Genomic DNA, 11936 nt, shown 5'->3' on the forward strand with positions numbered 1-11936 from the left:
CACTCAATTCATCCCCATTACTGCAAAAACAATCCATGTGCTATGACGAATTCTGCAAAACCTCCCGAATGAACAAATTGCCAGATAGGAATTGAAGCCCTCTAACACCACCTTCCCCTCTCAACTCCCCTGCACCTAATCAATGAAATTCTCTGCAGTTCTACGGAATCAGCTTCTCTTACTCCGGCAGTCTGGACGTCACACAATTTTGGGGTGGCTCTGGAAAATGGGCTTATTGAAGGTTGTCTCTCGCGCTGATATGGCGAATAATCCAGACACCTACCAGGTTCATACCTTTGGGCAACCCCACAAGTTTGAGACAACGCTTCCGATCACGTTAGAGGAGGACAAACCTCCACTGGTCGACGAGATGGCGTATCAATCTGTCAAGCTGGAGGCGCCCTTTGTGGCTGAGTTGCGCGATGTTCATCTGGTGAGCAAGCTGGGAATTTGTGTCGGCTCCAACCGAGAAATCTACATGGAGTCGGTCATGTCCGACAGTTACAATGGCTCGCTGTACTTTGAGGCATTGCCGCTGCATATGTTGGTGGAGCGGGAAACCACCCGCTTGAAGGCTCCTGAGATGGATATTGCCTGCTCTCTGATCCATGCCTGGGGTCGCCATACCTATGCCCACTGGTTTATGGAGTGTCTCTCGCGGCTGGAGGGGTTGGAGTACTACGAGCAGATTACGGGACAGCAGGTCCCTATTCTGGTTCACGCTAATCTCAAGTCCTGGCAGCGGGATTCACTTCAACTACTCGGCTACGGTCCGGAGCGCTATCAGAGTTGGGACGGGCCACGACTGAAGGTGAAGAAGCTGATCATGCCCTCGTTTCGCCGTCAGCAGCACTGGTCCGAACCCGGTGCCTTTGAATGGCTCCGCAATCGCTTGATTAAAAATTTACCGCCAGCCACTGATAAGACTCCTGCCCTCTCTCCCCGTGTCTTTATCTCACGCGGAGAAGCTGTCGGTCGCCGTATTGTGAATGAAGCGGAGGTGATGGAGCTCGCTTCCACCTACGGGTTTGTCAGCTATGTACCAGAAGCCCTGAGCTTTGCGGATGAAGTGCGTTTATTTGCCCAGGCCGAAGCAATCATGGGTTCTCATGGCTCAGGGTTAATGAACATGATCTTTTCTCCGAAGCGGCCAACCATTATTGATTTTTACAATCTCTGGTTTACCGAAAGCTTTTATCAAATGACCAGTTCGTTGGGTTTCCCTTATGCGTGCTTTTACTGCGAGCCAGCACCAGGAGCAGATTCTGGCCAGAAGAGCGGCGATGTAATCGTGGACATTAGCAAGCTCAAGCGGCTTCTCCACAAATTATTTCCTAGCGGATAATAGGGTGTGTTTTAGATCTAGCTGAAAGGATTATTTTTTGGTGCGCAATGCGCACCAAAAAATAACTTTTTAAGTACAGAAGGTAGTGTGTGGCGCGATGCGCCACACACTACCTTCTGTACTTCACCAATTTGAATACCGCTATCGATGCTAATTGCCGGGGGCAATGGGTAAATCTAAATCCGCATCAGGGCTGGGTAAGATTTCTTCAATGGGTTCGGTGCTGACCTCATCAGCGGCTAGGTTTAAGGTGTAGTTAAACTCGCGATCGCCGTCAGCAACCACAACGATTTCATAAATACCCGATTGAGGCAGTTCTCCTGACCACTGAGTTTTGGACGAGTCTTCTAACAGCACAGGCAGTTCCTGAGTAGGAACGGGCAGATACAGGGAAAGGAGTGCTGCTCCAGAAGGCGCTTCTAAATTGACGCGCACAGGTTGGCCCTGCTTTAGGTCAACGATATAAACCTGGCCTTCTCCTGCTTTCAGGTTCCGCTCCAGGCTCTCGCTATACTCCCCTTTGCTGAAACGAATACGAGTGAGGCGATCGCTCCCCTTCAATGCCTGAAGCTGATCAAAGGTAATGGCCTGCCATACCTGACCAATCGGCTCATCGATGAATTTTTGATCCCGCCATTCCGGAAAAGCATGGTAGAAGCGGGCATCTGCCAGGTCATTGAGGGCGCGGCTACTAACGTTAAGGCGGTTGACCTCGCGTTTCCAGGCTGTGCGATCGCCCTCATCGTAGCTCCCCAAGGATTTCCGAGCCGCTGAGCTGAGATTTTTATCAAACCACTCCAGCCACTCCAGCGCGATTCCATCCCATTGCTCCCGCCATTGGGCATCGGACTCATCCTGGCTCAGGCTGCGTCCGGCCATCTCAGGATTGCGCCGGTAGAAGGTGTCATCGGTGAGGCGAATTAAAAACTTTGTGTCAACCCCTAACTCTTGCCGTCGGGCACTGATCGTTGCTTTACGGGCCTGCTCCTCTGAGGATACAGAGGGCTCAGGGTTGGGGGTTTCGGTGCGATCGCGCGGGCCAAACAGCAGTGGAATCCATTGATTCCGGGTGGCCCAGGTGGCGCTTGCTACGCCCCCCACCAGCACGACCGTCGCCAGCCCCGCTGCCAGGGATGATAGATTCCACTGGCGGCGCACGGGTGGTGCAGAGGCTGCCGGGTGAGACACTGTGGCCGTCGCAGCAGTGGCACGCGCAGGCGTGGGCGTGGCGGGAGCGATCGCCCGCGTTCGCTCTATCTGGGAGGGAGATGGTGCGGGAGTAACGGGTGGAACTGGGGGAGAGGGCAATGCAGCACCCCCCGGTAAAGCCTGAAGGACTTGCTCTGCGGTGGTGAAGCGCGATCGCGGGTCCTTCCCCAACATGCGTTCCACAATTGACTGAAGCTGAGGGGATAACTTGACCTGCCGTTTCCAGTCACCCCTTGTTAAATCTCCCAGAGCGCTGGGTTCCCGGCCACTGAGTAGTACGAGCAGGGTAACGGCCAGGGCATAGAGATCGCTGGCGGGAGATACCTTGCCCGTATCCATCTGCTCGGCTGGGGCATAGCCCACTTTCCCTAACCGGGTAACGGTGTCTCCAGAGGAGCCGTAATGCAACGCTAGAGAGGCCGCAATCTGCTTGACGCCCCCGAAATCAATCAAAACAGGGAGTTGATCCGCTGTACGCAGAATTAAGTTGTCCGGGGAAATGTCCCGATGCACGACTCCCTGGCTATGGATGTAGTGCAGCACTGGCAACAAATGGGTGAGAAGTTGAATTACCTCTGCTTCGCTAAAAAACTGGCCCGTTGTTCGCCGTGTCTCCAAAAGTTGCTGATAGGTTTGTCCCTCTACATAGTCCTGTACGAGAAATAGCCGTAGATGGCCGCCGAGGTGGATATGCAGTAACTCACGAAAGCGGGGAATCTGAGGATGCCGAAGCTGATAGAGAATTCCGGCTTCTCGCTCAAAGAGTTCTTCGGCTTTCTGCATAGCCGCTTGCCCTTCGACTTGGGGTGCAAACTCTTTCAGTACACAAATCTCGTTGAAGCGGTTCTGATCCGTTGCTAAATAGGTACGGCCAAAGCCGCCCACCCCCAATAGCCGGGTGATCTGATATCGCTGCCCTAAAATTGTCCCGCTCGGTAGCTCACCTTTGGGCTCGCCCTTGGGGGAAACAGCTTGTAGTTTTTCTCCGCAGATGGAGCAGAACCGGCTACCCGGTTGGTTGTTATGCCCCTGGCTGCAATACAGTGACGACATGGAACAGGAGTGGCGTGTCTGGCTAACGGTGTTCCCACACTAGCGTACTTGATGCATGGCAAGCCGTTTGAAAATTCATTCGTATTACATCAGTAGTTCACCCTACCCATGACACAGTTGTTCATGCAATTATTACGGGGCGATCGCCCTTATTAAGCCATGTAAAGACCCATAAATTTCTTCAACATCCCCCTCCCCATCGCCCAATCGGGTGATAACTTATAAATCAAGGCACAACCAACCAACCCCCTACTGACATCCAGCCCGTGCCTCCTGCTGTGATTCAGGCGAAGGCAATAAAAGGCTTTTGGCACCATCGAGCGTACCTCAGAAATCGCGATAAACCCGTTGGTTTCTTTGTTCCATTACCTCAACCACTTCAAGAGGTCACTGGTGGAGCGCAACCGATATCCTGCCTTCGTTATCTGTACAAACTCTCGACAATCTCAACACGTCTGTTTAGTTCTTTGTACACCTGGTTCAATTCTTCAATTCGAGTTAAAACGGTCAACTCAATCGTCCATCGAAAAGGCCTGGTGGTAACACTGGGCCTTTTGCCATGGCCCTTGTTTCTTGCAACGCTCAGCGCCGCAAAACCACTTGTTGCTAAATGCAGGTATGAGATGGGGGATGAAACTGTAGTTTCATCCCCCATCTCATACCTGCATTTAGCAATGCCCAAGATCAGGGGCTTTAATCCATGGGACAGACATGGTGCACAACATCGTGCCTGTCCCATAATTCTTTGCTTGCCCTGATGTGCCCAGAAAAATCTTTAAATCGTCAAACGCCCTGTAGCTATGCGTTTGATGATTTAACCAGAAAAATGAGTCTAAAGTTCGAAATCAGAATGACTACGGGTACGGAATAAAAAAAATACCCAATTGGTGGATGAAAATTACCCTTGAATTTCAGGATTATGAGAGTAACGCTGCTGGCTTTCATCCACCTGAGTAGAGATCTTTTGACAATTAGGGCACTGGCACACCGCTTTTGCAGCCCTTCGGCGTTCCCGATAAAGTGAAATCAGGGGCAGTCATCCTGCCTGTTATCCAGGGATGTGTGATCGCCCCTCGTGCACCTTCTTGTGCTTGATGGGGGTTGGTTGCGATCGCTTCCGTGTCCGGCCTCTACCGGAGTCTTAGCTACTGATTACTGCGTCCACGGCTCAGTTGTCATGCGATTGTTGCCGATGGCGCCGTTTTATAGGACTGAACCCCATGGCCTCTGTTGCCCGGAAAAACCTGCTTGAAGACATCCCACGGTTTTTAGTGGCCCAGGCCGGGGTTATGTTTGCTGTCAGCTTGGTGACGATTCAAACCGGTATTATTAATGGGTTTGGCCGTTCTACCACAACAGTTATCGACGATTCCAGTGCAGATATCTGGCTCAGCGCCGAGGAAATGGTCAACCTACAATTGACCCTGCCTATTCCTGCTTCTTCCGTTGCCCAGGCGAAAGATGTGGATGGGGTGAGCCGGGTAGAACCGTTGCTGACCCGCACGACCATGTGGCGTGGCCCCACCGGAGAAATTGCGCCCATTCAAATCATTGGGTTTGATCCCGCCGGAAGCCTGTTCAACGTCGGCGAGCTGAGCCCGGCTGATCTGAAAAACCTGCAAGAGCCTTACACCGTCATCCCTGATACTGCCAATTCTAAATCCTTAGGGGTGTCTAAAGCGGGAGATATGGCCAGCATCAGCTCCCTCCCCGCTAAGGTGGTGGATTTCACTCGGGGTACTCAGTCTCTTCCTGCCAGTGCCTATGTCTTTGCCTCTCTAAGGAACGCGAATGCCTACCTGACAGCTGGCTTCAACTCCACCACCAATTGCCGTTTGGATAACAAAAAGCTGATCTGCGACAACGCGTATCGGCGAACCCCAGACACGACCTCCGCACCCGAACCGAAAATCCTTACAGGCACAGATGCGATTACCTATGTTCTGGTAAAGGCAGAGCCGGGTCAGGACTTGCAAGCACTGAAAGAACGGTTGCATAAAGCCCTGCCCAATTTAAGAGCTTATACCCGCGAAGAAATGTCTGACCGCACCCGTGACTATTGGATTCAGCGCACGGGTATTGGTTTCATCCTGGGACTGGGCGCTACGGTTGGGGTCGTTGTGGGAATGGTAGTAGTAGGACAAATTCTCTACTCGTCGGTTACAGACCACGTCAAAGAGTTTGGCACCCTCAAAGCCATGGGAGCCTCTGATTGGGTTATTTACCGAATCATTATTGAGCAGGCTATGTGGATGGCAGTGCTAGGATATTTGCCCAGTATGGGGTTGTGTCTAGGCGTGGGAATGTGGACGCTGGCTACCCAGGGCATTGCCATTCTCATTACCCCGGCCTCTGCCGCTGGAGTTCTGGGGGTGACGGTGCTGATGTGTGTCGGCTCTGCATTGATTGCCATTCAGCGCGTTACCCATGTTGACCCAGCCATCGTTTTCAAAGCATGAAGTTTCACACACTACCGCCTGCTGTAAATGCTCCCATTAAAGTGAAGATAGATGAAGGCTGGCCTGTTTCAAGGGTTAAGGTCTTCCGCCAAAGCTGCTCTCAACTGTCCGTTCGCTAAGTGCTCTCAAAATCTCCACCGTAATAGTGTGGCGTTTTATTGAAGTTAACCTTAGCCCCACCCTTTGTCCCTTTTGCTTAGACATCATGACCGCATCGCAAGTAGACCCACGTGTTTCCCAAACACTTCATCCGACAGGCCTTCGTCGCCCTTCCGGTACCGAGCCGCATCGTCCTTTGGCAATCGTTGCTCGGAATGTGGGGATGGTTTACCAAGCGGGCGGTGAGGAGTTTCAAGCCCTTTCTCACATTAATCTTGAGGTGCCGGAGGGCAGCATTCAGTTGCTGATGGGGCCATCCGGTTCGGGTAAGACGACTCTATTGTCTATCCTGGCTGGGATCCTGACGCCTAGCTCAGGTTCGGTGCACCTCCTGGGGCAGGAAATCACTCACCTGTCTCGCCATCGCCTCTCGCAATTCCGCCTACACAATATTGGGTTTATTTTTCAGGGATTTAATCTGTTCCCGGCACTTACAGCTCTGGAAAATGTGGAACTGGCTTTTCAAGTGAAGGGGATTAACCGCCGCGACGCGCGCGAGCAATCCCTGATGCTGCTGGATCAGGTCGGTCTGGCTGACAAAACCCGCAGTTTTCCAAAGCAACTTTCGGGGGGACAGAAGCAGCGGGTGGCGATCGCCCGTGCCCTTGCCGGAGACCCATCTCTGATCATGGCTGATGAACCCACTGCCGCTCTTGACTCTCAAAGCGGTCACGCTGTGATTGAGCTATTACGGAATTTGGCGAAGGAGCGCGATCGTACCGTCCTCATGGTGACCCATGACTCTCGCATCATGGATGTGGCTGATCGCGTGCTTCATTTGGAAGATGGCATGCTCAAAGCTGCATAGCCAGAACGCGTGCAACACCTAATACAACGGTGTAAGCTTTGAGCGACAAAATGACCTGTGGTTTTTTGGGGGGAGGGTTCGCTACGCCACCCTTTCCAAAAAACTACAGGTTATTTAATACAAGCTCCTTCGTTCGGGCTTAAGCTGAAATCCCCCTTTTGGCATGCGCTCTGCATACGGCAAAATAGGCATTTTCGAGTGCTGCATGTTTCGCAGCACTCGAAAATGCCTTTAATCGAACTCAGGTTTGTGAGATTGGAAGATGCTGTACTGGGGTATTCAATAATTTGTTGTGCGAGATGCGCGACAAATTAAAGATTAGCCTTCATAAGTACTGAGATACTGGCTCAAAATTTCCATGGCCATTTCTTTGTCACCAATGGGGTGCTTGGCCATAAAAGTAAAAGGACGTACGCGGGCCTCGGTAAGAGTAGCGGGCTCCCAAACATAGAGGATAAGACCATCATCATGTTGGGTGATTTTGTAGCGCAACGTACAATGACTCAGAGTGTCAAAGGCTGAAGCAGTCATAAAGGTTGCAAGGGTCAATTTAGTTTGTAGATGGCTCTAATGGCAGATGACAAGATAAGACGCGTCAGGCAGCTCCGTATGGCTCCAAGATTGTAGGGGTTTTCTCCGTGGAAATTCTTCCGTATAAATCCTTACCTGGCTTCCCAGGTATTGCCGTGTAATCACAAAGTTTTCATGAAGCGCTTACACGTTTAACGGTAGGATATCCATTCTAGCCGCTTCAGGAGCTCTGTTGGAGCTGGAAACCCTGGATATAAGCGGAGTGAGCCATTTCTGATATTCACTGTTCCCTTGCATCTGAGAGCATGCATCAGTGAGTTACAGAACTTTTCAAAGCATTATGCCCATTGAAGATAGAGTATGAACGAAACCTTTTCCTGCCTTGGAAGAGTGCTAGGAGGGGTTCATATCGGGTCTAAGACAGCTGTAGGAAGAATCTTCTCTAAACATCCTTACCTTTAGGAAAATTACGTAAACCCCTGTCCCCTTACGGTATTCAAAGACCTATCCTCTGGGAACCCTAATGCAGTCATTAGTATTAATGCTCTAAACTTCCGTCATTCATCGGGTTGATTTGCGCCACTTGAAGTATTGCGATCGCCCCGACATTCGTTAGAATCTATCCCAATATCTGTCTGCTTTGCATTCTCCTGCTCTCCTTGGCCCCCTGAATGGCTACTGCACCCATCCCGCGTAAATCGTCCAAATCCTCCGACGCTGTCGGCAGTAGCCTGTCGCCTGACATGACCCCCGTGTTTGCGCTGAAAGAGCTCGTGTCGCGCCTTCACCGGGAACATAATAAAGTACAGGATTTGCTCAGCTCTCTGGGTTTCGCCCTCCGGAGTTTTACTAATCTCAATCAATTCCTCGAACTGACACCCCTGATTGCTAGCCGCGTTACCGATGCGGATGGTGGAGCACTGGTGCTGTACCGGCCCAATGGCCAGATGCGGCTGGAGCGAGTGCACTGCCAGGATGGCACTCAATGCCAGGACGTTCGGAAAGCTTTGGAAACGGTTACTCGCCAGCTCACCACGACAGCGGCGGGCAACCCTGGCCTCACAAAAGCCAATTTGACGGCTGCTCTGGATCACCAAATTAGCCATAGTCTGGGGTCTGGTGTACAACTCTTTGGCACCACCATTCTGACGAAGACGGTAGAGCGAGGACGGCTCTATGTCTTTAGCTACGACCCAACGTATGAATGGACAGAAACGCGCCAGAAACTGGTGCGGCTAGTGGCCGATCAGACAGCGGTGGCGATCGCCAACGACGAACTGACTGTCGAGCTCCGTAAGAAAGAGCGCTTGGACCGGGAGTTGGAGATCGGAGCAGAAATTCAGCATCAACTACTGCCTCGTCAATGTCCGCGCATCACGGGTATTGAGCTGGCTGCTCGCTGCCAAACCGCTAACCGGGTAGGAGGCGACTACTACGACTTCATCCCAGCCAATTCAGACCAAATTCGCTCGAAGAAAACAGGGTTTGATGACTGCAACCGCTGGGGTATTGCCATTGGCGATGTGATGGGCAAAGGTGTTCCTGCCGGGCTGATCATGACAATGCTACGCGGCATGCTGCGGGCTGAAGTCTTGAACGGTCACTCCCCCTCGCGCATTTTGCAGAATCTGAACCACGTTATGTATGCGGATCTCGAAAACTCTAACCGCTTCGTGACGCTGTTCTACGCAGAATATGACACGGCTACTGGTCGCTTATCCTACAGCAACGCGGCCCATAATCCTCCGTTGTTATGGCAGGCTGCCACCCAAACGATTCAACGGCTCGACACCCTGGGCATGTTGATTGGGCTGGATGTAGACACTCACTACGAAAATGGTCAGGTGCAGTTGGCCCCCGGCGACACCTTAATCTACTACACGGATGGATTTACAGATGCAGCCAATGGAGCGGGCGATCGCTTCGACGAGGAGCGCTTCACCGAAGCATTCAAGTGGGCCTGCCTGCGGCATGAGTCTCCTCAAGAAATTTTGGAGCATTTGTTCAATCAGGTGCAATCCTTTATTGGCGACAACCATCAGGCTGAGGACGATATGACCCTGATCGTTATGAAGGTCAACGCCGACGAAGAATAAAGATATCCGTTGTGGTTTGAACAGGTGCAGGATGTCAGTTTGTCCAAAAATTCTGATACAGTTAGCCCATTGACGAAGGATGAGGCATGACAAGCCTGTGTGAGGTAAGGAACCTGTGATGTTGATTCATCTCATTGATACCCTGGCTAACCTGCCAGATACGACGACGATCGCCACGACCATCGACGTTAGCCACGGAAGCTGGCTGACATCCCTAACCCATGGTCATTTTGATTTGTTAGCACAGCAGTTTGATACGGATGTGTTCGCTGGCTTCCGGCGATCTATAAACAATTTCGTTAAAACGGGTCAAATCTGGGCATTGCTGATTGGCTTTGTGTTGGGCTACCTGTTGCGGGGTGTGACGACCTATAGCTAAAACTTGCTTTAGGGGTGCTTGTATACGTCACACAAACATCCTGCGAGACCTTAAAGCCGGCTTGTAGATGTGTTTACCACACCCGCAAGTCGGCTTTGAGTTATCCCTGACGCATATTGAAATATGGCTGCTTTGACCACCGCAGCATTCCACGAAACGGGGTAAGATTCTGATTTCACCTGCTCAATCCAAAATCTTAATTGAGCACACCGTCTAAGGATTATCAGGTCTGAATCCGTGAGTAACACTGCACCTCCCCAAACTTGGAGCCAACGCTTTGAGTCAGCATTGCACCCGGCGATCGCCCGCTTTAATGCCAGCATTGGCTTCGACATTAACCTTATTGAGTACGACATCACCGGCTCCCAGGCTCACGCCAAAATGTTGGCTAAAACCGGAATCATTTCTTCTGAAGAAGGCGAGCAACTGGTAACGGGGCTGGAACAGATTCGCCAGGAGTACCGCCAGGGTAGCTTTCAACCGGGCATTGATGCCGAAGACGTACACTTTGCTGTGGAGCGACGCCTGACGGAAGTGGTGGGGGATGTGGGCAAGAAATTGCACACGGCGCGATCGCGCAACGACCAGGTTGGCACCGACACACGCCTCTATCTGCGTGACCAGATCCACCAGATTCGTGAGCAACTGCAAATCTTCCAAACTGTTCTGCTCGATCAGGCTGAAACCAATATAGAAACTCTAATTCCCGGCTATACCCACTTACAACGAGCCCAACCCCTGAGCCTGGCTCACCACCTGCTGGCCTATGTAGAAATGGCTCAACGGGATTGGGAACGTCTGGGAGATGTATTGAAGCGGGTAAATATTTCCCCCCTGGGATCGGGAGCCTTGGCGGGCACAACATTTCCCATTGATCGCCATTACACGGCTGAACTGTTGGGGTTTGAGCGGGTTTACGAGAACAGTCTTGATGGCGTGAGCGATCGCGACTTTGCGGTAGAGTTTCTCTGTGCTGCCAGCCTGATCCTCGTCCACCTTTCCCGCTTGTCAGAAGAGGTGATCCTTTGGGCCTCGGAGGAATTTGGCTTCGTTACGTTGAGGGACAGTTGCTCCACAGGCTCCAGCATTATGCCCCAGAAGAAAAACCCGGATGTGCCAGAACTGGTACGTGGCAAAACGGGTCGGGTGTTTGGCCATTTGCAGGCCATGCTAGTGACACTGAAAGGGTTGCCCCTGGCCTATAACAAAGACCTTCAGGAAGATAAAGAAGGATTGTTTGATGCCGTCGTCACGGTAAAAGGCTGCCTGGAGGCTATGACTATCTTGCTCCAGGAGGGGATGCAGTTCCGTACGACTCGCCTGAATGAAGCAGTAGCCGAAGATTTTTCTAACGCAACGGATGTGGCTGACTATCTAGCCGCACGCGGAGTTCCTTTCCGGGAAGCCTACAATCTGGTTGGTCAAGTGGTCAAAACTTCTCTCTCTGCTGGCAAACTCCTGAAGGATCTGACCCTCGAAGAGTGGAAAGCTCTACACCCGGCATTCGAGGCAGATATTTATGAGGCGATCGCCCCCCGCCAGGTGGTCGCTGCCCGCAACAGCTACGGAGGCACTGGATTTGAGCAAGTAAGGCAAGCGTTGGGACGGGCGCGATCGCGTCTACAGTCACCGATATAGTTCTACGCATGGCGTTAAAGGTTGGGCCCTGCCCAACCTTTAAGGAGATTTCCAGATAAGAACTTCCCCATTATTTGGAAAAAAGACGCGGCGAAGCCGCGCCTTTTTTCCAAATAATGGGGATATTGTTTCTCAGAAATCTCCTAATACCGTTTTAATATGAAGCTGCGCCAAATAGGGCTTCGAGAATGAAATCGTAGGACGTCAATGACGCAACCCTTTCAGGGGAAATCTTGTCGAGTTCCGAGGTCAGGAGTTT

The 11936-nt window shown here is 51.7% G+C and carries 8 protein-coding genes; 6 read left to right on the forward strand and 2 right to left on the reverse strand.

What is annotated here, in order from left to right:
• Nucleotides 1-142 precede the first annotated feature (142 nt).
• Entirely contained in the window at nucleotides 143-1345 is a 1203-nt protein-coding gene (locus tag NDI52_RS21650; protein ID WP_190775009.1) for a glycosyltransferase family 61 protein, read from the forward strand.
• Between the two features lie 150 nt (nucleotides 1346-1495).
• On the opposite strand, the gene NDI52_RS21655 is transcribed toward NDI52_RS21650, so the two are convergent.
• The gene (locus tag NDI52_RS21655; RefSeq protein WP_190775010.1) at nucleotides 1496-3607 is read right to left on the reverse strand and encodes a serine/threonine-protein kinase; all 2112 of its coding nucleotides are present in this window, start codon (nucleotides 3605-3607) and stop codon (nucleotides 1496-1498) included.
• Between the two features lie 1220 nt (nucleotides 3608-4827).
• Here NDI52_RS21655 and NDI52_RS21660 point away from each other — a divergent pair.
• Both NDI52_RS21660 and NDI52_RS21665 read left to right on the forward strand, forming a co-directional pair.
• Nucleotides 4828-6066 (forward strand): FtsX-like permease family protein, encoded by a 1239-nt coding sequence (locus NDI52_RS21660; protein ID WP_190775011.1) that lies wholly within the window; start codon nucleotides 4828-4830, stop codon nucleotides 6064-6066.
• A gap of 205 nt (nucleotides 6067-6271) precedes the next feature.
• A complete protein-coding gene (locus tag NDI52_RS21665; protein ID WP_190775012.1) occupies nucleotides 6272-7033 on the forward strand; it encodes an ABC transporter ATP-binding protein in 762 nt (253 codons plus the stop codon).
• A gap of 318 nt (nucleotides 7034-7351) precedes the next feature.
• On the opposite strand, the gene NDI52_RS21670 is transcribed toward NDI52_RS21665, so the two are convergent.
• The gene (locus NDI52_RS21670; protein ID WP_190775013.1) at nucleotides 7352-7564 is read right to left on the reverse strand and encodes a hypothetical protein; all 213 of its coding nucleotides are present in this window, start codon (nucleotides 7562-7564) and stop codon (nucleotides 7352-7354) included.
• A 671-nt stretch (nucleotides 7565-8235) separates the two neighbouring features.
• Here NDI52_RS21670 and NDI52_RS21675 point away from each other — a divergent pair.
• The 3 genes from NDI52_RS21675 to argH all read left to right on the forward strand — a co-directional run bounded on the left by NDI52_RS21675 (nucleotide 8236) and on the right by argH (nucleotide 11677).
• A complete protein-coding gene (locus tag NDI52_RS21675) occupies nucleotides 8236-9660 on the forward strand; it encodes a PP2C family protein-serine/threonine phosphatase (protein ID WP_190775014.1) in 1425 nt (474 codons plus the stop codon).
• A 118-nt stretch (nucleotides 9661-9778) separates the two neighbouring features.
• On the forward strand, nucleotides 9779-10039 hold the full coding sequence (locus tag NDI52_RS21680) for a hypothetical protein (protein WP_190775015.1): 261 nt from the start codon (nucleotides 9779-9781) through the stop codon (nucleotides 10037-10039).
• A 237-nt stretch (nucleotides 10040-10276) separates the two neighbouring features.
• The gene (gene argH, locus NDI52_RS21685) at nucleotides 10277-11677 is read left to right on the forward strand and encodes an argininosuccinate lyase (protein ID WP_190775016.1); all 1401 of its coding nucleotides are present in this window, start codon (nucleotides 10277-10279) and stop codon (nucleotides 11675-11677) included.
• Nucleotides 11678-11936 lie beyond the last annotated feature (259 nt).

The organism is Leptolyngbya sp. PL-A3, assembly GCF_039962325.1.
Classification (GTDB): Bacteria; Cyanobacteriota; Cyanobacteriia; order Elainellales; family Elainellaceae; genus Vacuolonema.